Genomic DNA, 20,024 nt, shown 5'->3' on the forward strand with positions numbered 1-20,024 from the left:
CTCATGGGGTGGCGTGCGGCCAGGGGACGTCACCGCCGAGGAGGCGGAGCCAGACGTTGTGCGCGCGGTGGCCGAGGTCCGGGCGGACCGTGGTCAGCTCGGTCCAGGTCTCGGGGTCCAGGTCAGCCAGCGGGTACGGGTTGGTGGCTGGTTCGCGTTCGAGCAGCGTGACCAGGGCTTCCAGCGCCAGGGGAGTGGGGTCGTTCGTCAGGGCGTCGGCGATCAGGCTGGTCAGGGCGGCGATCAGCTCCGGGGTGGGCGGTTCGGGGCGGGTGAGCAGGGTGAGGGCGTGGCGCAGGGCTCGGCGTTCCAGAGTGGTGGCGCGGTGCGGGAGGCGGGACAGGTGAGTGGTCAGCTCGGCGAGTAGCTGGGCGGCCAGGGGGAGTGGGGAGCCAGGGTCGGCGGCCATCAGGGTCAGCACGAGGTCGAGGCTGGCCAGGCGGTCCGGAGAGTCCGGTTCGCCGGGCAGGGCGGTGATCGAGCGGAGGCAGCGCTGGTACTGGGCGGCGCGGTCCTCGGCGGTGTGCCGGTAGGGCAGGGTCAGCAGGTCGAGCACGGCGCGGGGGCGGGTGGGCAGGAGCTTGCCGTCCGCGACGGGGTACAGGGCGTAGAACGGCTCCAGGTGGTCGAACAGCGGTTCCAGCACGTGCAGGTTGATGTCCTCGTTGCCGCACAGGAAGTGCAGCGTGCGGCGCTGCGCCCGCGGGGTCTGGTTGACGAACTGGACGCCGGTGGAAAGGGGGTGGATCCCCTGCGGGCGATGGGTCGACCAGGTGAGGTCGAGAGCGGGCGGGGTGAAGCCGCCGTCGTCCAAGCGCAACTCCAGGTCGCGGCGAGGGCCGCGCCAGGTGCGGGTGAGGGCGAGGCTTTCCACCAGGCCGGTCCAGTCCTCGCTGCTGAGCTGGGAGCGCCACAGCAGGGTGTCACTCTGCCAGTGCCGCACCACCCCCGGCTCCTCCTCCGCCTCGCCGTAGAGCTCGCTGGCGCGCAGCGTGCCCTTGGTGATCACCGTGAGCAGCAACAGGTTTGCGCGGTAGGCTGCGTGCTGGGCGGGGACGGTCATCGGGCGGGGCTGGTAGTCGCCGTGGCTGCGGGTCGGGTGCGTGCCGGGGGCGTCGCGGTACAGCCGGATGAGCAGGATGACCAGCTGGCTGCGGAGGTCGGGTGCGGTGGCCTCGGCGAGCTCGGTGAGGAAGGTCAGCACGGGGCGGCGGCTGCTCAGCGGGGTGTGCGCGAGCAGGGCGTGCGGGAAACCGTCGTTGAGCGGGACCACCGCCAGCGGGTTGGCCGCCGCGGCCTGGGCCATCGCGTTGAGGCCGTGCAGGGCCTGCCAGGTGAGGCGGGCGACCAGGTACTCGCCGAAGGTGGCGTGCAGGAACTCGTAGGTGCGCAGCCGCCGGTCGTCGCGCTGGGCCTCGGCCCGGTGGATGAAGAAGAACCGGCCCAGCGTGGACTCCGCGGGACCGAGCGGGGTGCGCGCGCCGGTCAGCGGGCCGCTCCTGACGCCGAGCAGGGCGGCCAGGTCCGCGTCCAGGTCGGGTTCGGTGATCCACTGCTGGCCGCGGTTGAACATGCCGAAGGCCACCACGGACAGCCGTCGCAGCTCCTGCTCCACCGCGGCCCGCAGCTCCGGCTCGGGCAGTCCGGCGCGGGTCTTGCGCACCTCGCGCAGCGCGAACCGGTGCAGCAGCCGGTCATACAGGTCGCTCTCGCGCAGTTGGGCCTCGCGCAGGTCGCCGCCGTCGGCGTCGTAGATGGCGAGCATCAGCAGCAGCAGCGGCTGGGTGGCCAGCGCGGGATAGCGCATCGCGGTCTGGGTGGTGAGGCGGAACCGGGAGCCGGAGTTGCTGGCCTGCCAGTGCGCCAGCCAGCGGGACACCCTCGGCTCGTCGAAGGGTTCCAGCCGCAGCGCCACGCATCCATGCGGTATACGAGCGCGGTCGGCGACCGTGGTGCGGGTGGTCACCACCACCGCGACCGGGCGGCCCTGCGCCGCCTCGCGCTGCTGGAACGCGCGGACCCGCTCCAGGTAGTCGCTCTGGCTGACGCCGGTGGTCTGCAGCAGCTCGTCGAACCCGTCCAGCAGCACCACCGGCAGCGCGTCCCCCGCCGAGCCCGCCAGCTCCGGCCAGTCCAGCCGGTACCCGGTGCCGAGCCGGACGGCCTGCTCGATCTGGGTCTGCACGTCGACCTCGGTGGCCACCTCGCGCAGCGGCACCCGCACCGGCAGGAAGTCCGTGGCGGGCAGCCGGGCCGCGAGCACCTTGGTCAGCACCGACTTGCCGGACCCCGGCTGCCCGAGCACCAGCAGTGGCAGCTCGGCCGCCTGCGGGGAGGTGAGGTGACCGGCCAGGAAGGCCTGGATGTCGTGCCGCAGCGGCACTTCCTCCCACCACGGCTCCTGGCTCGGGGTGTCGCCCGCGGCGATTTCCCTTACCCGGCACAGCGGATCGACGTAGGCCTGGCCGAGGACGGGGATGCGGAAGTCGGCGGGCAGCTCGTCGGGCTCGACCACCGGCCGGTTCAGCTGGGCCTGGTAGCCGCGGGCCAGTTCGGCACGCCGGGCGTCCGGGTCCCGGCCGGTGGCGATCGCGGCCAGCTGCGTCTGGAGCTGGACCAGGCCGGTGCGGATGAGCTCCTGGGTGCCCTGGTGCTCGGTGAGGTTGGCCCAGAACGCCAGTTCCGGGCACTCGACGGCGAGCTGCCGGAACAGCTCCTGGTACCGCGCGAGCGCCTGGGTGACCAGCCGGTCCTCGGTCTGCGCGGTGAACCGGTCGCGTTCGGTCTGGTTCCACCGGTCCCACACCGCGAGCCCCATCACGAACAGGATCAGCGCGTTGGCCTGCGCGTGGTAGTACAGGGTGAGCGCGCGCAGGTGCTCGCGGTACGGGCTCTGCGGAGTCGGCAGGGGAGCGGCGCTGAGCAGCAGCTCGCGGACCAGTTCCGTTGTGCTGACCCGGCTGTCCAGCAGCTCCTTGGGATCCGGCCGGTGCGGCAGCGCCTGGAACGCCTCGACGAAGGCCAGGGTCACGATGATCGCGTGCGCCGCTTCCAGTCGCTGGGAGCGGTCGAACCGGTGCAGCCCGCGGATCCGGCCGGAGAGGCCGTTGACCAGATCATGGCCGTGCTTCACCAGCTCCGCCTTGGCGTCGAACCAGCCGAGCACCTCCGCCACCCCGGGCGCGGCGCCGAGCATGGCGGCGCCGGTGATCCGGTCCAGCCAGGTGACGGCCTTGCTTTCCTTGCCGCCCAGCAGTCGCACCGCGTCGGCGTAGCTCAGGGTCCGCAGCACGGTCACGCTCCCGGTCGGAGGCTGTTGATGACGAGGTGGCAGCGGTCAAAGCTCGGCAGGCTGGCGCGGAGGCGTTTCTGCGCGCGTTCCCGCAGTGCCACAAGTTCGTCGACGCCCAGGACGGTGTCCGCGGCGAGCCGCTCCAGGATGAGCGTTAGGTACAGGTCATACTCCTCGCCGGTGAGGTCGTCTTGGTTGGCCGCCAGGTAGTCGAACGCCCGGTGGTAGAGCGCGAACCGGTCCTGGGGTCTGACCGGACGGGCGGAGAGCAGCCACAGGTCCATGATCCGGCGCGCGGGAGAGGGCTCGATGACGCCGTTGACACAGGGCAACTTGTTGATCGCCGAACCGAGGTGTCGCAATAGCGGCTCCACCGCGTGCAGCAGGAAGACCTCCATGCCGAGCAGGTGGTTCCGGCGCTGGATCTGCTGCGGGTCCTGATCGATGTGGCCATAGGTTCCCCCGCTGGCGGGACGGTCACCGAACAGGCCAGGCAGTTCGACTGTCGGCGGCGGGTCGTTCGCCTTACGCAACCGCACCCAGGCCTGGCGTCCCTGGCCAGAGGAACGGTAGGTGACGGTGAGGGTTTCCAGGATGCTGAGCCAGCCCGGACCGCCGAGCTGGGAGTGCCAGAAACGGGCCTCCTGGTGCCAGCGGGCGGGCGCGCTGACCGGCACCTCGTCGTCGACGATCACGTTGAGCAGCAACAGGTTCACGCTATAGGCCGCGTGCCGGGCCGGAACCTCGCGCGGGCTCGGCCGGTAGGTGGCGTGGCGGCGCTGGGCGCGTTCCTGGTGCGCCGTGCGGAACAGGCGGTTGAGCAGGTCGGCGGTCGCCTGCCGGGTTGGCTCGTCGAGGCGGCCGGCCAGTTCGGCCAGGAAGGTGAGCACCGGGCGGCGAGTGCTGAGCGGCTGGAAGGAGATCAGCGCGTGCAGGAGGTCGTCGTTGACCTCGGTGGTCGCGTAAGGGTCATCGGCGATGGCTTTTTCCTGTGCCACCAGGCCTTGCAGGACCTTCCAGGTGAAGCGGGCCACCAGGTATTCGCCGAAGGTGGCGTGCAGGAACTCGTAGGTGCGCAGGCGGCGGTTGTCGCGGCTGGCTTCGGCGCGGTGGATGAAGAAGAAGCGGCCCAGGGTCTGTTCGGCCTCGGTCAGGCGGGCTTGCAGGCTTTGTGCGGCAACGGGTTCGCGGGGTGGGCCGGGGAGGGCGGCCAGGTCGGTGTCCAGGTCGGACTCGGCGATCCACTGAGTGCCGCGGTTGAACATGCCGAAGGCGACCACGGACAGGCGGCGCAGCTCCTCCTCCACCGAGCGGCGGATCTCCTTGTCGGGCAAGGCGTCCTGGGTCTTCACCACCTCGCGGCGGGCGAAGCGGAACAGCAGGCGTTCGTAGAGCTCGCTCTCGCTCAGGCCTTCCTCGGCGGTCAGCGCGCCGCCCTCGGAGTGGTACAGGGCGAGCATCAGCAGCAGGAGGGGCTGGGTGGACAGGGCGGGGTGGCGGAGGGCGACTTCGGCGGGCAGGGGAGTGAAGCCGGGGCCGGTGTTGGCGGTGTTCCAGCGGTCGAGCCAGGTGGTGACCCTGGGCTCGTCGAAGGGTTGCAGGCGCAGGGCGATGCTGCCGTCGGGGATGCGGGCGCGGTCGGCGACCGAGGTGCGGGTGGTCACCACGACCGCGACCGGGCGGCCGGTGTCGGACTCGCGTTCCTGGAACTCGCGCACCTTCTCCAGGTAGTTGCTCTGGCTGACGCCGGTGGCCTGCAACAGCTCGTCGAAGCCGTCGAGCAGGACCACCGGCAGCGCGTCGCCTGCCGAGCGCGAGAGTGCGGGCCAGGACAGGGATTCGCCGGTGTCGGCGCGGATGGCCTGTTCGATCTGGGACTGGATGTCGTTCTCCGCGGCCACATCGCGCAGCGGGACCCGCACCGGCAGGAAGTCGGTGGCGGGCAGGCGGGCGGCCAGCACCGAGGTGAGCATGGACTTGCCCGAACCCGGTTGGCCCAGCACCAACAGCGGGAGCTGCGCCGCGATCGGGTTGGTCAGGTAACCGGTCAGGAAGTCGTGGATGTCGGTGCGGTCGGGCAGGTCGAGCCACTCGTGCTCGTGCGCGGGTGTGCGGCCCTCGGCGGCCAGCACCCGGAAAACCGGGTCCACGTAAGCCTTTTCCAGCGCTGGGATGCGCAGGTGGGCGGGCAGGTCGCCGCCGAGGACCGGGCGGGTCAGCTTGGCCTGGTAGCGGCGGGCCAGCTCGGCGCGGCGGGCATCCGGCAGGCGGCCGGTGGCGATCTCGTCCAGGCGGGCGGCGAGGGCGGACAGGCCGGTGCTGACGGTGGCGCGGGTGGCCTGGTGGTCGGTCAGGTTGGCCCAGCAGGCCAGTTCCGGGCACTCGGCGGCCAGTTGGCGGAACTGGTCCTCGTACTGGCGGACCGCGTTGTCCGGCACCGACTTCAGCAACGTGGTGCGGACCCGGTCGCGCTGGGTTTCGTGCCAGCTGTCCCAGATCGCCAGCGCGGGCAGTTCCGCGGCCAGCGCTTCGGCACGGGTGCGGTAGTGGGCGCGCAGGGCGGCCAGGTTGTGCTCGTACGGGTGTTCCGGGCTGGGCAGCGGGAGCGGGGTGCTGAGCAAGTCGCGGACAGCCTGGTCGAAGCCGCGGGACTGGCCCTTGGCGGCGGGTAGCGGCAGGTCGGCGCAGGCGGTGAGGAAGGCGGTGGTGACGATGATCGCGTGCGCGGCTTCCAGGCGCTGGGTGCGGTCGAAGCGGTGCAGGCCGCGCAGCCGCCCGGACAGGCCGGTGACCAGGTCGTGGCCGTGCCTGACCAGGTCGGACTTGGCGTCGAACCAGCTCAGCACCTCCTCGGCGCCGGGGGCGGCGGCCAGCATCGCGCCGCTGGCGAGGCGGTCCAGCCAGGTGACGGCAGGACTCTGGCCGCCGTCGAGCAGCCGGACCGCGTCGCGGTAGCTCAGGATTCTCCGCACGCCTCACGGTATCCAGAGTGAGCGGCCGGTCACTGCCAGCGGAACAATTTTGCCGCACCGAAGAGGGCCGCGGCGGCGAAGGCGGCCGTCACCGCCAGGTGCAACGGGTTGGGCCAGTTGCCGGACCAGGCCGCCTGCATCGCCTGGGTGCCCGCGCCGAGCGGGCTGAACTCGCCGATCCGGCGGACCAGCTCCGGCATCAGCGGGCCCGGCGTCCACAGCCCGGCCAGGAACATCAGCGGGAAGAGGACGACGGTGCCGATGCCCTGGGCGGCCTTGGTGGTGGGCGCGACCGCGGCGATCAGCAGGCCGAGGCCGAAGATCGCGAGCGTGGTGAGCAGGAAGGCCAGCAGCGCCCCGACGAGGTTGCCGGGCAACGGGACGCCGGCCACGATCCCGCCGAGCGCCATCAGCAGGACGGTGGCGACGGTGACCATCAGCAGCTGTACCAGCAGCTGCGCGATCAGCAGCCGGATCGGCGGCACCGGGGTGGTGGCCAGGCGGCGCAGCACACCCAGCTCGCGGTAGCCGGCCAGGCTGCCGGAGAGCGTGCTCAGGCCCAGCATGCCCACCGACATCGTGATCAGGGTGGGCAGGTAGAAGTCCACGATCCGCGCGCCGCCGTAGGCCGCCTGCGGCTCGCGGAAGAACGGGGTCAAGCCGAAGACCAGCAGCAGGATCGGGCCGAGCCCGAGGCTGAGCAGCACGGCGGCCGGATCGCGCAGGAACAGGCGCGCTTCGGTGACGGTCAGGCGGGTCAGGGCGGTCATCGGTCGGTTCCGTTCTCGTCGTCGGTGAGCGGGGCCCCGGTGAGGGCCAGGAAAGCGTCGTCCAAAGTGGACTGTTCGACGCGCAGGTCCAGCGGGGTGAGCCGGTGCGCGGCCAGCGTGGTGACCACGGCGTTGAGCAGGTTTCCCTTGCCGGAGACGGTGATCGCGCGGTGCTGGCGGGTCAGGCCGGTCACCTCGGGCAGCTCGCGCAGCAGGTGCTCGGGGAGTTCCCCGTCGAGGCGGAAGGTCAGCCGCTGCTCACCGTCCACTGTGGACACGAGTCCGGCCGGAGTGTCCACCGCGACCACCCGGCCCGCCTCGATCACCGCGAGCCGGTCGCACAGGTGCTCCGCCTCGGCCATGAAATGGGTGACCAGCAGGATGGTCACCCCGCGCTCGCGGACCTGCTCGATCAGCCGCCAGGTGTCCCGGCGGGCCTGCGGGTCCAAGCCGGTGGTCAGCTCGTCCAGCACCGCGATCTCCGGGTTGCCGATCAGCGCCAGCGCGATGGACAGCCGCTGCTTCTGGCCGCCGGAGAGCTTCTTGAACGGGGTGCGCCGGTGCTCGGCCAGGCCGAGGGTGTCCAGCAGCGCGACCGGATCGGCCGGGTCCGGGTAGAAGGAGGCGTACAGCTCGACCGCCTCGCCGACCCGCAGCTTGTCCGGCAGCGCCGCCTCCTGGAGCTGCACGCCGACCCGGCGGCGCAGCCGGTCGCCGTCGGTGGCCGGGTCCAGGCCCAGCACGGACAGGCGGCCGCCGTCCGGGACGCGCAGCCCGGTCAGGCACTCCACTGTGGTGGTCTTGCCCGCGCCGTTGCGGCCCAGGATCCCGAAGATCTCCCCGCGCTCGACCCGGAAGGACACGTCCGCGACCGCGACCCGGTCGCCGTACCTCTTGTGCAGGTTCGCGACCTCGATGACCGGCATCTCCGCCAGCTCCCTTCTCGTTCCGCTGTTGACACCGCGAAACGCTAGGAACTCGCTGACCTGCGCGGAATGCGTCTGGGACCCGACTGGGGGTTGGGCTAGCCCCACCCCCAGCACGGTGCCTGGACGCATCGCCCGCGCCGGGGCGGGTCGGTCAGACTGGGCCGGCTGGGAACGGAGGTGCGCGGATGGTCCGCCGGTATGGCACGGCCCTCGGCCGCGCGCTTTGGGTGCTCGCGCTCGCGGTACCCGCGCTGGGCGTGCTGGTGGTGGCGCTGCTGAGCTTCCTGCCCTCGATGTTCGGGCTGGTGTTCTGCTACGGGTGGGGGCTGCGCCACGGCCGCCCGTTCCTCAACCGGGTGCGCGCCACGGTGAGCCGGTGGTCCGGGACCACCGTCGCCCCGCCCTACCGCTCCCGGCCGCCGCTGCCCGAACCGGAACCGGATGGGCTCTCCCGGTGGCGGGACCAGCTGTACCGGTCGCGGCGCTGGCTGCGGGTCAACCACCACCTGGACTGGGTCTCCGAGGATCCGGCGAGCTGGCGGGACCTGCGCTGGCTGCTGGTCAACCCGGTGCTCGCGCCGCTGACCGTGCTCGGCACGGTGCTCGCCGGGCCGCGTGCACTTCAGGTATACAACCGGTGGACCGCACATATGCTCGGTCCGCGCGAGCCCTCGGCCGCGAACCGGTTCCTGCACCGGCTCTTCCACTGCTGGGAGGCGTCCTGGCGCGGGTTCCTGCTCGGCCTGCTCGCGCTGGCCGGGCTGCCGATCCTGGTGGTCAACCTGGCCGGGTTCGTCCTCCACCACGTGTTCGGCACCTGGCAGTTCTGGTGGCCGCCGCTGGTGGAGTACACCCGGCAGTTCACCGACCTGCACCGCCGCCTGCTGCGCGAGTGGGCGGGCATCGAGATCCCGGACCCGTACCTGCCCGCGCCGCTGCCGCCCCGGCCGGAGCCCGGCGGCAAGTACCGCTTCGGCAACCAGCTGTTCAGCACCGACGCGCCGGTGCGGCGGATGCGCCGCTACAGCTGGGTGATGACCGACCGGGCCGTCTGGCGGGACCTGCTGTGGCTGCTGGCCAACACCATCGTGGCCCCGGTGCTGGTGCTGCTGCCGCCGCTGGCGGCCACCGGCGGGTTCCTGCTCGGGGTGTGGCTGCCGGTGGTGGTCTCGCCGGTGCTGTCGCTGTTCTTCGGCCGGGACATGCTGCCCACGATGTACCAGTGGCTGCCGTGGGACCCGGTGCCGACCACCCTTTTCCGCACCCTCGGCCCGCTGATCGGGCTGCCGGTGGCGGTACTCGCTGTGTACACCGCGCCCACACTGCTGCTGGCCTACGGCCGCTGGTGCGCCTGGCTGCTCGCGCCGACCAAGGCCGCGCTGCTCGCCCGGCGGGTACGCGGGCTGACCGAGAGCCGCAGCGAGGCGGTGGACAGCCAGGCCGCCGAGCTGCGCCGGATCGAACGCGACCTGCACGACGGCGCGCAGGCCCGGCTGGTCGCGCTGGGCCTGAACCTCGGCGCGGCCAGGGCGCTGGTGGACACCGATCCGGTGCGCGCCAAGGAAATCCTGGACCAGGCGCTGGCCTCCTCCTCGGCCGCGCTGACCGAGCTGCGCGAGCTGGTGGCCGGCATCCACCCGCCGGTGCTGGCCGAACGCGGCCTGGCCGAGGCGATCCGCTCGGTCGCGCTGGACGCCGCGCTGCCGGTGCGGGTGGAGGGCGCGCTGCCCGGCCGGTTCGAGCCGCCGGTGGAGTCCGCGGCCTACTTCGCGGTGTGCGAGGCGATGACCAACGCGGTCCGGCACGCGGAGGCGACCGAGGTCGTCGTACAGCTCGTATACAACGCGGATACCTTGCGCATCACCGTGGTGGACAACGGGTGTGGCGGCGCGGACCCGGCCAAGGGCAGCGGGTTGCGGGGCATCCGGCGCAGGCTGGCACCATTCGACGGTCAGCTCACCCTGGACAGCCCGCCGGGCGGTCCCACGACGGTCCGCCTGGAGATCCCGTGCGCGTTGTCCTCGCCGAGGACCTCTACCTCCTCCGAGACGGCCTGACCCACCTGCTCACCGCGCACGGCTTCGAGGTGGTCGCCGCGGTGGAGACCGGCCCCGAGCTGCGCGCCGCGCTCACCGAGCACCGCCCGGACGTGGCCGTGGTCGACGTCCGGCTGCCCCCGACCCAGACCGACGAGGGCCTGCAGGTCGCCCTAACCGCCCGCGCCGAGACCCCGGGACTGCCGATCCTGGTGCTCTCCCAGCACGTGCAGCAGCTCTACGCCAGGGAGCTGCTGGCCGACGGCACCGGCGCGATCGGCTACCTGCTCAAGGACCGGGTGTTCAACGCCGAGCAGTTCGTCGACGCGGTCCGCAGGGTCGCCGCCGGGGGCACCGTGATGGACCCGGAGGTCATCGCCAAGCTGCTGGACAGCTCCCCGCGCCGCTCCGGCGTGGACCGGCTGACCCCGCGCGAGCGCGAGGTGCTGGAGCTGATGGCGCAGGGCCGCTCCAACGCCGCCATCGCGGCCCGGCTGTTCGTCAGCGAGGGCGCGGTGGGCAAGCACACCGCGAGCATCTTCGGCAAGCTCGGCCTGGCGCCCTCCGACGATGACAACCGCAGGGTGCTGGCCGTGCTCGCCTACCTGCAGGGTGTGGCCGGAGCCTGACCGCGACGCGCGGGCGGGGTCAGCGGGCGGGGCGCAGGACCGAAGGCGGGAACAGGCGCGAGCGCCAGCCCAGCGGGGAGTTCGCGGTGAGGCTGTCCAGGACCTGGCGCACCGCGGCGAACAGCTCCGGCTCCGGCCGTTCCGCGCCGCCGTACCAGGACCGCTCCACCGCGCCGATGATCGTGCGCAGGCCGTTCTGGCCCCGCTCGTCCAGCTTGTGCTCGCGCACCAGCTTCCTGGCCGCCGCGCGCACCGTCTCCGTGCCGGCCACCGCCGCGCCCCGGTCCACCGAGGCCGCCATCAGCTCCTGCCAGGCCGCGCCCGCCGCGTCCGGCCCGCCGACCGCGACCGCGTGCAGGCGGCGGTCCCGCAGGTAGCGGCGCAGCCAGGACGGCACCGCCAGTGCGACCCCGGCCAGGCCCAGCGTGAACAGGGTCCACCACAGCGCGGGATGCACCAGGTGCCACAGCGGTATCAGCACCGCGGCGCCACCGGCCAGCGCGGCCAGGCCCCACCACAGCTCCGGCGGCTCCTTGCCGTTGGAGAGCACCCCGGCCTGGCGTTCCCGCCTGCGGGCCTGGGTGACCGCGGCGCCGCGGGCGGCGGCGGCCAGCGCGAGCAGCAGCAGCGGGCCGGAGGTGAACCACACCCACAGCGGCAGGATGGTGTCGTCCCGGTCGTTGTTCTGCTGGGTGTCGTTGTTCGGGTTCTGGCCGGGGTTCACGGTGGTGGTCGGCGCGACCGTGGTGGGCCGGGCGGCCGTGCTGGGCAGCGCCGAGTTGCCCTCGTCGCCGGGGTTGGGCTGCTCGTAGGGGGCGGTGCTGCCGCGGCTGTCCGGCAGCGGGGTCGGGTCGAACGGGATCCAGCCGAGGCCGTTGAAGAACACCTCGACCCAGGCGTGCGCGTCGTTGGTGGTGATCGTCCGGTAGTTGCCGCTGGCGAAGCCGGGGGTGAACCCGACCGCGACCCTGGCGGGCACCTGCACCGAGCGCAGCATGGCCACCATCGAGGAGGCGAACTGCTCGCAGTAGCCGGTCTTGCCGTTGAACAGGAAGTCCACCAGCGGGTCGCCCTGGCCGGTGCCCTCGGTGCGCAGCTGGTACTTGAACCCGCCGTCCTTGGCCAGGAAGTTGCGCAGCGCCAGCGCCTTGTCGTAGTCGGTGCCCGCGTTCCTGGTGACCTGCCTGGCCAGCGACTCCACCTGCGGGTCCACGCTGTGGTCGTAGTAGCGCTCGCCGATCAGCGCGGCGTTGCGGGACCGCCCGCCCGGTGCGGCGCGCATGGCCTCCGCCGTCGGGTCGGGCAGGATCGAGGCCTGCAGGTACCGGCCAGGGCTCTGCCGGTTGGGCGCGTGCACGATGCCCGCGGTCGGGTCGTAGCTCCAGTTGTCCGCGATGTTGGAGAACATCAGCGGCACGCCGTAGACCGGCAGCCACGGGTCGAGGAAGCCGACGGTCTCGATGTCGACCTCGATCTGCTTGCCCTCGGCGAGCAGCCGCCGCCGGTCCGTCCCCGGCGGCAGCGCCAGCTCACCCCTGGTCGGCTGCCCGTCCAGCTGCGGGTCGACCTCGAAGCCGCGCTGCGCGTCGTACTTGCTCAGCGTCATCACCCGCAGGTACGGGGGCCGGTCCGGCAGCCCGCGCACCCGGAACATCTCGATGTTGCGGTCCCGCTCCAGGTGCCCGCGCAGCGAGGTGAACGCGTTGAGCCCGATCGAGGCGGTCGCGTCGGCCGCGCCCCCGCCGGGCAGCCTGCCCGCGGTGCCGACCATGGTCAGCACCGCGCCGGCGAACAGCGCGATCACCACCGCGGCCGAGGCCACCCCGACCGCGGCGTGCGCCGAGCCGTCCCCCGAGCGCAGCGCGGGCAGGCCGAGCCTGCCCCGCCACAGCCGGTGCCGCTGACGTTCGTCGATGACCAGCAGCAGCGCGAACCCGGCCGCGCCGGCGGCAAAGGACCACCAGGGCAGCAGCTCGTCGGCCAGTGAGGCGGGCACCGCGTACACGCACAACAGCACCAGTCCGGAGGCCGCGGGCGCGGCGGCGGCCACCGCGAGGGTGTCCACCACGATCGCGACCAGGCCGATCGCCACGCACACCAGGCACAGCATCGCCGCGGTCGCGGTCACCGGCGGCACCCCGGTCTGCACCTGGGCCATCGCCTGCCGCAGCACCCCGATCAGGTCGCTGAGCGCGGCCGGGCCGGGCAGCACCACCAGCAGGCCGCTGCGGGTGAACACCGCGGTCAGGAAGCACAGCAGGCCGACGAACTGGCCGAGCGCGACCAGCGGCGTCGGCGTGCGGACCGAGCGCAGCGCGATCCCGGTGCCCGCGATCACCGCCACGGTGACCGCGACGAACACCAGCCAGCGCACCCCGTCGATGACCCCGGACAGCGAGGTGGCCGCGGTCAGCACGGCCAGTCCCGCGGCACTGGGCACCACCGGCCCGGTCCAGCCGACCGGAGCGGCCACCGCCCTCCGCCTGTTCACCATCAGCCCTCGCTCACCACGGCCCAGCGCCGGCCACGTGGCCGCTGGACATCCGTTCCGGCACGGTGTTGCACAGCAGCGACCACACCGCGGCCATGCCCTGCTCCGGCCGGGCCACCACCGCGCCCCAGCCGGCCGAGGTGAGCAGCCGCAGCGCGTCCTGCGGGTCGGCGCCCCGCTCCTCGCGCGCGCTGGCCCACCCGTTGACGTCCAGCAGCACCGCGAGGCTGCGCACCCCGCGCGGCCGGAAGCGCACCAGCTCGGCCACCGCGGCCGGGGTCACATCGCCCAGCACCGCGATCATCTCCCGGCCCGCGCCGGGGTCGCCGGTGACCGCCAGCTGCGCGCGGTGCGCCGGGTGCAGCGCGGCCAGCGCGTCCAGCACCGGCACGTCGCTGAGCCCGGCCGAGGCGGAGCCGCCGGCCAGCAGCACGCCCTCCTCGGTGCACAGCCGCACGTGCTGGCCGTGTTTGTGCAGGTGCAGGCAGATGCTCGCGGCCAGCGAGATGGCCCACTCCAGGCTGGAGGTGGGGCCGTTGCCGCGGTGCGCGTCGGCCCTGGTGTCCAGCAGCACCGAGACGCCGCCGTGCCACGGGCTCTCCTCCACCCGCACCATCAGCTCGTCCCGCCGCGCGGTCGACTTCCAGTGCACCTTGCGCAGGTCGTCGCCGTGCCGGTACTGCCGGATGATCGCGTCGTCCTCGCCCTGCCCGGCCCGCAGCCGCACCGCGCCGTCATCGCCGGCGCCCATGCCGGAGCCGTGCGGCAGCCCGGTCAGCGCGACCACCTTGGGCACTACCACCAGCCTGCTGCGCCCGCCGAGCTCGCGCTCGAACTCGGCCAGCCCGAACGGGTCGGTGACCCTGGCCCGCAGCGGGCCCAGCTGGTGCACGCCGCGCATCACCGGCTGCAGCGGGTAGCGCAGCACCGCGGCGCTGCGCCGGGGCAGCCGCTCCACCACGAACCTCGGCTTGTTGCCCAGGGCGTAGGGCACGCCGTCCTCCAGCATCAGCCCGCCCGCGGGCAGCCGTCCCGAGCTGCGCACCTCCAGGCGCACCTCGGAACTGGTGCCCACCGGCACCCGCTCCGGCACCAGGTGGCGCAGCGCGGCCAGGCCGATCCGGGCGTTGGCCGCCATCACCGCGGCGATGATCGGCAGCGCGACCACGAACACCGCGATCCGCAGCAGGTCACGTTCGTCGAGCAGCAGCGCGCACAGGGCGGCGGCGAGTCCGGCGGCGAGCAGGCATCGGCCCCTGGTGGTCAGTCCCGCCAACACGCCCATGGATCACCTGGCTCCGCGCAGGCCGGCGTGCCACTGCTGGCTCTGGCCCTGGCTGTTGCCGGGACCCTGCGGCACCGGCACCCGCTGCACCAGCCCGCGGACCAGGTCGGCGGGGGAGCGGCGGGCGGCCTGCGCCTCGGCGGTGAGCACCAGGCGGTGCGCCAGCACCGGCACGGCCACCGCGTGCACGTCGTCGGGCACCACGAACTCGCGCCCGGACAGCGCCGCCTGCGCCCGCGCGGCCCGCACCAGGTGCAGGGTCGAGCGCGGCGAGGCGCCCAGCCGCAGCTCGGGCAGGCGGCGGGTGGCCGAGACCAGCTCCACGGTGTAACGCCGGATCTCCGGCGAGAGATGAACCTCGCGAACGGTGGCCACGAGCTGGCGCACCCGTTCGGCGTCGGAGACCGGCTTGAGGTCGGCCATCGGGTCGTGCCCGGCGTGCTCGTCGACCATGGCCAGCTCGGCCTGCGGGTCGGGGTAGCCGATGGAGACCCTGGCGGTGAACCGGTCGCGCTGGGCCTCGGGCAGGGCGTAGGTGCCCTCCATCTCCACCGGGTTCTGGGTGGCGATGACCATGAACGGCGAGTCCAGGGTGTAGCTGCGGCCGTCCACCGTGACCTGGTGTTCCTCCATGCACTCCAGCAGGGCGGACTGGGTCTTCGGGGAGGCGCGGTTGATCTCGTCGCCGACCACGATGTTGGCGAAGACCGGCCCGGGCCGGAACTCGAACTCGCTGTTCTGGCGGTTGAAGATGGACACGCCGGTGATGTCGCTGGGCAGCAGGTCCGGGGTGAACTGGATCCGGCTGACCGAGCAGTCGATGGACCGGGCCAGCGCCTTGGCCAGCGAGGTCTTGCCGACTCCCGGCACGTCCTCGACCAGCAGGTGGCCCTCGGCGAGCAGGGTGACCAGCGCGATCCGCACCACTTCCGGCTTGCCGACCAGCACCCGTTCGACGTTGGCCGCGATCCGCGAGGCGGTGGCGTGTAGCTCCGGCAACCCGCCGACCTCGCGCGGACTGACCGTGGTCCCGTCCTCGCCGTACTGATGGCCGGATAGTGCGGCGGGCTGGGTACTGGGCGTCACACGTCCTCCTGCTGAGACCTTATGCGGCAGCCTGCCACGCAGTCTGTCAAAACCGGGCTAAGGGACCTACCGGTCGGGGTCAGTCATACCGCACACCTGGTGCCCCACATCGTCCCCCACTTCTCACCACCGTGGACGGCCGATAGGCCAACTGGTTGCTCTTCCGGCCTGGATTCGTGGGCGGAGGGTGATCGGATGGCTGTGGTTTCCACCCGCTCCGGCTGCCTCTCCGGGCAGGTCCCCCCACGGGGCCCCACGCGGCACCACCGCCTCCTTCCTGCGAAAACGCCGACACACCCGGGGGACAACGGGCCCGTTTCGCGTTGACTGTGGAGCAAAGTGGGGTACTGTGGCGGCCGGTGGGGCAAACGGGGGCCCCGCTGCCGGTCCCGTCGGGTCGGTTGGGAGGTGCGTTGCCGATGTTCCTCGGTACCCACAGCCCAAAGCTCGACGACAAGGGGCGGCTCACCCTGCCGGCGAAGTTCCGGGACGCACTCGCGGGGGGTCTGATGCTCACCAAGGGCCAGGACCACTGCCTGTTCGTCTTCCCGCGAGCGGAGTTCGAGCAGATGGCGCGGAAGGTGGCCGAGGCGCCGTTCACCAACGAGGCGGTCCGCGCGTACCAGCGCTACTTGTTCGCAGGCACGGACGAGCAGCGTCCTGACTCGCAGGGCCGGATCTCGATCACGCCGGAACTGCGGCGCTATGCCTCGCTGACCAAGGAGTGCGTGGTCATCGGGGCGATCAACCGGCTGGAGATCTGGGACGCCACCGCCTGGGAGCGCTACCTCGAAGAACACGAGGACAGCTACGCGCAGGCACGCGAGGAGGTGCTCCCCGGAGTCTTCTAGAAGACGTGCGTGAGGCATTCATTCGGATGCGGCTTGGCCTCGGTCCGCTCGGCTTTCGACCCTGGTGCACCTTCCCCGGCACCAGGTGCGACGGGCGGGCGGGGACCTGGCGGCATCCGGGAGACGTTCCAGGCACCTGCTTGTCGCGCATGGGCGGGTAAGAGAGGTAGTGACCGCCATGACCGGGCAGCCGCAACACGTGTCGGTGCTGTTGGACCGCACGCTTGAGCTGCTCGCGCCCGCGCTGAGCGCACCGGGAGCCGTGGCCGTCGACGCCACCCTCGGCCTCGGCGGGCACTCGGAGGCACTGCTCGCCGCGCACCCCGGGCTGACGCTGATCGGCCTGGACCGGGACACCCAGGCCCTCAAGCTCGCCGGCGAAAGACTCGCTGCATACAACGCGCGTACCCATCTTGTGCACGCGGTGTACGACGAGCTGCCCGAGGTGCTGCTCGACCTCGGTATACCGCGAGTACACGGAGTGCTCTTCGACTGCGGCGTGTCCTCGCTGCAACTGGACGCGGTCGAACGCGGCTTCGCCTACTCCAAGGACTCGCCGCTGGACATGCGGATGGACCCGAGCGGGCCGATCACCGCGGCGGACATCCTCAACACCTACGGCCACGGTGACCTGGCCCGGATCCTGCGCGACTACGGCGAGGAGCGGTTCGCGGGCAAGATCGCCTCGGCCATCGTGCGGGAACGGGAGAAGGAGCCGTTCACCACGAGTGGACGCCTGGTGGACCTGCTGTACGCAACGGTCCCCGCGGCCACCCGGCGCACCGGCGGCCACCCGGCCAAGCGGACCTTCCAGGCGCTGCGCATCGAGGTCAACGCCGAGCTGGACGTGCTGCGCCGGGCCATCCCGGCCGCGATCGACGCGCTGGTGCTCGGCGGCCGGATCGCGGTGATGTCGTTCCAGTCGCTGGAAGACAAGATCGTCAAGCGGGTGCTGGTCGAACGCGCCACCTCGACCACCCCGCAGGGCCTGCCGGTGGAGCTGCCCGGCCACGGACCCGAGCTGCGGCTGCTCACCCGCGGCTCCGAACAGGCCAGTGAGCAGGAGGTGGCGGTCAACCCGAGGGCCGCCTCGGTGCGGCTGCGCGCCGCGGAGCGGATCAGGGAGGCGACATGACCGCACCAGCTCGGCAGACCCCGCCCGAACTCCCGGAGCACCAGACTCCGGTCACCCCCGGCGATCGCGGTCGCTCCTCCGCGGCCGAACGCGCCTACGCCCGCCGCGAGCAGCGCAAGGACCGCTGGCTGCGCCCGGTGCAGGAACGCGCGGCCGCCACCGGTTTCCGCGCGCCGTTCGTGCTCATGGTGATGTCCCTGCTGGGCATCGGCCTGGTCACCTCGCTGTGGCTGACCACGGCCGCGGCCGCCGACTCGGTGAAGCTGGAGCAGATCAAGAAGGACGCCCGCGCCCAGGCCGAGCTGGTCGAGCTGCTGCGCCGGGAGGTGGCGACCAAGGAGTCCCCGGCCGAGCTGGACCGCAAGGCGCGCGAGATGGGCCTGGTGCCCGCGATCGACCCGGCGATGCTGGTGCAGAAGCCGGATGGCAGCTGGGGCGTGGTCGGCGAGCCGAAGGCGGTCAAGCCCCAGTCCCGGCAGCAGCCGAACTCCTCGGCGCAGAGCCCGCCGCCGGAGCAGGACCCGCAGGGCCGGCCCGCCGACGGCGCGCAGGGTGGTCAGCACCAGGGCGGTGAGCCGCCAGCGGACCACCAGCCCGGCGCGGAGCAGGGCGAGCAGCCAGGAGGAACGGGCTGATGCAGCGTTCGCGCACGAGCCGCCCGGTCCGGTCGCGGTCCGTCCGCGGCGCCCGGTCCAGCCGCCCGCCCGGCGGCATGGGCAACCACCGCACCAGGACCGTGGTCGGCAGGCTCATGCTGGTCGTCATGCTGGTGGCGGCCGCGGTCAAGCTGGTCGAGGTGCAGATCGTGAACGCGGCCGAGTTCTCCGCCGCCTCCTCCCGGCAGCGCAGCACCCCGCAGGAGCTGCCCGGCCCGCGCGGCTCGATCACCGACCGCAACAGCGCGCTGCTCGCCTTCTCCAGCCAGGTCCGCGCGCTGTACGCGCTGCCGCAGCGGATCAACCAGGAGTGGGACAAGCTCGCCGAGGAGGGCAAGGCCAAGGGGGCCAAGGAGCCCGTGCCCAACGGCGAGGAGCGCAAGCGCCTCATCGCGGCCAAGATGAAGCAGGTGCTCGGCGACCAGGTCGACGAGAAGGACCTGCTGGACAAGCTGCGCAGGGAAGTCAAGTACGTGGTGCTGGTGCCCAGCGTCGAGCCGGGCAAGGCCAGGGAGATCACCAAGGCCTTCCCGGAGATCGGCGCGGAGTCCCGCGAGGAGCGGCAGTACCCCGGCGGCACGCTGGCCGCCGACGTCATCGGCTACGCGAACTGGCGGACGGAGGACAAGCCGGGCCGCCTGGCCGGGCTGGAAGGCCTGGAGTCCTACCGCAACCAGCTGCTGACCGGCAAGAACGGCAAGCGGATCGTGGACACCGTGGCCAACAACGAGGACGCGGTCATCCCGGGCAGCGAGCGCGAGCAGATCCCGCCGACCCCCGGCTCCGACCTGGAGCTGACCGTGGACGCGGACCTGCAGTACCGGGTGCAGCAGCTGCTCAGCGACTACGTCCGCCGGGCAGGCGCGCGCAACGGCACGGCCGTGGTGATGGACGTCAAGACCGCCGAGGTCTACGCGCTGGCCGATGACAAGCCCTACGACCTGAAGAACTTCACCAGCGCGACCAAGGAACAGATGAACCCGTTCGCGGTGACCTCGCCGTTCGAACCGGGTTCGGTGAACAAGATCGTCACCGCCGCGGCGGGCATCGAGTACGGGCTGGTCACCCCGACCACCGTGCTCAACGTGCCCGGCAGCCTCAACTACCCCGGCTACACCGTCTCCGACGCCTGGGACCACGGCCTGGAGAAGATGACCTTCACCGGGGTGCTGGCCAAGTCCTCCAACGTGGGCACCCTGCTCACCGCCAAGGAGATCGGCGAGGACCGCTACGCCGACATGCTGGCCAAGTTCGGCCTCGGCAAGAAGACCGGCATCGGCCTGCCCGGCGAGTCGGCGGGCACGGTGCCGCCGCGCTCGCAGTGGTCGCAGTCCACCTTCGGCAACCTGCCGATCGGCCAGGGCCTGAACATGACCGTGCTGCAGATGGCCGGGATGTACCAGGCCATCGCCAACGACGGGGTGCGCATCCCGCCGCGGATCGTGCGCGCGGAGATCGGCCCGGACAAGCAGCGCCGGGAGGAGAAGCGCCCGGACGGCGTGCGGGTGGTCTCGCCGGAGACGGCCAAGACGGTGCGCGACATGATGCGTGCGGTGGTGCAGCAGGTGCCCGGCAAGCCGGACCTGCGGGGCACCGGCCCGGCGGCCGCGCTGGAGGGGTACCAGATCTCCGGCAAGACCGGCACCGCGCAGCAGGTGGAGAACGGCCGGTACAGCAACACCAAGCACTGGATCACCTTCGCCGGCATGGTGCCCGCGGACAACCCGCGGTTCGTGGTCGGGCTGATGCTGGACGCGCCCACCGAGGGCGGGCCGGACGGCAAGTCGGCGGCCCCGCTGTTCCACGAGATCGCCTCGTACCTGGTGCAGCGCTACCGCATCCCGGTCTCGCCGGAGCCCAGCCCGATCCAGAACCTGATCGTGCGCTGAACC

Annotated in this window: 13 protein-coding genes; 6 read left to right on the forward strand and 7 right to left on the reverse strand. The window is 72.3% G+C overall.

Features of this window, described 5'->3' with window-relative positions; translation table 11 throughout:
- Position 1: 1 nt before the first annotated feature.
- From M8C13_RS13045 to M8C13_RS13060, 4 genes are read right to left on the reverse strand one after another with little or no spacing between them, the layout of a single operon-like run.
- Positions 2-3,292, reverse strand: a complete 3,291-nt coding sequence (locus M8C13_RS13045) for an NACHT domain-containing NTPase (RefSeq protein WP_252480803.1) — start codon at positions 3,290-3,292, stop codon at positions 2-4.
- A gap of 2 nt (positions 3,293-3,294) precedes the next feature.
- Positions 3,295-6,264 (reverse strand): NACHT domain-containing NTPase, encoded by a 2,970-nt coding sequence (locus M8C13_RS45060; RefSeq protein ID WP_305883952.1) that lies wholly within the window; start codon positions 6,262-6,264, stop codon positions 3,295-3,297.
- A 29-nt stretch (positions 6,265-6,293) separates the two neighbouring features.
- On the reverse strand, positions 6,294-7,034 hold the full coding sequence (locus tag M8C13_RS13055; RefSeq protein WP_252480804.1) for an ABC transporter permease: 741 nt from the start codon (positions 7,032-7,034) through the stop codon (positions 6,294-6,296).
- Complete coding sequence (locus tag M8C13_RS13060; RefSeq protein ID WP_252480805.1) at positions 7,031-7,960, reverse strand: ABC transporter ATP-binding protein; 930 nt, start codon at positions 7,958-7,960, stop codon at positions 7,031-7,033. Before M8C13_RS13060 ends, M8C13_RS13055 begins: the two co-directional genes overlap by 4 nt.
- A 188-nt stretch (positions 7,961-8,148) precedes the next feature.
- Here M8C13_RS13060 and M8C13_RS13065 point away from each other — a divergent pair, with 188 nt between their 5' ends.
- Together M8C13_RS13065 and M8C13_RS13070 are read left to right on the forward strand one after the other, a co-directional pair.
- A complete protein-coding gene (locus tag M8C13_RS13065) occupies positions 8,149-10,020 on the forward strand; it encodes a sensor histidine kinase (RefSeq protein WP_252480806.1) in 1,872 nt (623 codons plus the stop codon).
- The gene (locus M8C13_RS13070) at positions 9,972-10,628 is read left to right on the forward strand and encodes a response regulator transcription factor (protein WP_252480807.1); all 657 of its coding nucleotides are present in this window, start codon (positions 9,972-9,974) and stop codon (positions 10,626-10,628) included. The genes M8C13_RS13065 and M8C13_RS13070 overlap by 49 nt, the downstream gene beginning before the upstream one ends.
- Positions 10,629-10,647: 19 nt before the next feature.
- Here M8C13_RS13070 and M8C13_RS13075 read toward each other — a convergent pair whose 3' ends face one another.
- From M8C13_RS13075 to M8C13_RS13085, 3 genes are read right to left on the reverse strand one after another with little or no spacing between them, the layout of a single operon-like run.
- Positions 10,648-13,122, reverse strand: coding sequence for a DUF3488 and transglutaminase-like domain-containing protein (locus tag M8C13_RS13075; protein ID WP_252480808.1), 2,475 nt, complete (start codon positions 13,120-13,122; stop codon positions 10,648-10,650).
- A gap of 10 nt (positions 13,123-13,132) precedes the next feature.
- Positions 13,133-14,404 carry a DUF58 domain-containing protein gene (locus M8C13_RS13080; protein ID WP_252480809.1) on the reverse strand — a complete coding sequence of 424 codons (1,272 nt, stop codon included), beginning with the start codon at positions 14,402-14,404 and terminating at the stop codon, positions 13,133-13,135.
- 3 nt (positions 14,405-14,407) lie between these two features.
- Positions 14,408-15,490, reverse strand: coding sequence for an AAA family ATPase (locus M8C13_RS13085; protein WP_374213067.1), 1,083 nt, complete (start codon positions 15,488-15,490; stop codon positions 14,408-14,410).
- A 419-nt stretch (positions 15,491-15,909) separates the two neighbouring features.
- Here M8C13_RS13085 and mraZ point away from each other — a divergent pair, with 419 nt between their 5' ends.
- The 4 genes from mraZ (at position 15,910) to M8C13_RS13105 (ending at position 20,021) form a co-directional block, all read left to right on the forward strand.
- Positions 15,910-16,341 (forward strand): division/cell wall cluster transcriptional repressor MraZ, encoded by a 432-nt coding sequence (gene mraZ / locus M8C13_RS13090; protein ID WP_252480810.1) that lies wholly within the window; start codon positions 15,910-15,912, stop codon positions 16,339-16,341.
- 178 nt (positions 16,342-16,519) lie between these two features.
- The gene (gene rsmH / locus M8C13_RS13095) at positions 16,520-17,476 is read left to right on the forward strand and encodes a 16S rRNA (cytosine(1402)-N(4))-methyltransferase RsmH (RefSeq protein ID WP_252480883.1); all 957 of its coding nucleotides are present in this window, start codon (positions 16,520-16,522) and stop codon (positions 17,474-17,476) included.
- Entirely contained in the window at positions 17,473-18,111 is a 639-nt protein-coding gene (locus M8C13_RS13100; protein ID WP_252480811.1) for a hypothetical protein, read from the forward strand. The genes rsmH and M8C13_RS13100 overlap by 4 nt, the downstream gene beginning before the upstream one ends.
- Complete coding sequence (locus M8C13_RS13105) at positions 18,111-20,021, forward strand: penicillin-binding protein 2 (protein WP_252480812.1); 1,911 nt, start codon at positions 18,111-18,113, stop codon at positions 20,019-20,021. The genes M8C13_RS13100 and M8C13_RS13105 overlap by 1 nt, the downstream gene beginning before the upstream one ends.
- Positions 20,022-20,024: the final 3 nt, after the last annotated feature.

The organism is Crossiella sp. SN42, from assembly GCF_023897065.1.
GTDB lineage: Bacteria > Actinomycetota > Actinomycetes > Mycobacteriales > Pseudonocardiaceae > Crossiella.

What these genes read in the sequence shown, in the direction of transcription:
- M8C13_RS13055 (WP_252480804.1), bottom strand. Translation starts at nt 7,034, where the DNA reads ATGACCGCCCTGACCCGCCTGACCGTCACCGAAGCGCGCCTGTTCCTG.
- M8C13_RS13060 (WP_252480805.1), bottom strand. Translation starts at nt 7,960, where the DNA reads ATGCCGGTCATCGAGGTCGCGAACCTGCACAAGAGGTACGGCGACCGG.
- M8C13_RS13065 (WP_252480806.1), top strand. Translation starts at nt 8,149, where the DNA reads ATGGTCCGCCGGTATGGCACGGCCCTCGGCCGCGCGCTTTGGGTGCTC.
- M8C13_RS13075 (WP_252480808.1), bottom strand. Translation starts at nt 13,122, where the DNA reads ATGGTGAACAGGCGGAGGGCGGTGGCCGCTCCGGTCGGCTGGACCGGG.
- M8C13_RS13080 (WP_252480809.1), bottom strand. Translation starts at nt 14,404, where the DNA reads ATGGGCGTGTTGGCGGGACTGACCACCAGGGGCCGATGCCTGCTCGCC.
- mraZ (WP_252480810.1), top strand. Translation starts at nt 15,910, where the DNA reads ATGTTCCTCGGTACCCACAGCCCAAAGCTCGACGACAAGGGGCGGCTC.
- rsmH (WP_252480883.1), top strand. Translation starts at nt 16,520, where the DNA reads ATGACCGGGCAGCCGCAACACGTGTCGGTGCTGTTGGACCGCACGCTT.
- M8C13_RS13100 (WP_252480811.1), top strand. Translation starts at nt 17,473, where the DNA reads ATGACCGCACCAGCTCGGCAGACCCCGCCCGAACTCCCGGAGCACCAG.
- M8C13_RS13105 (WP_252480812.1), top strand. Translation starts at nt 18,111, where the DNA reads ATGCAGCGTTCGCGCACGAGCCGCCCGGTCCGGTCGCGGTCCGTCCGC.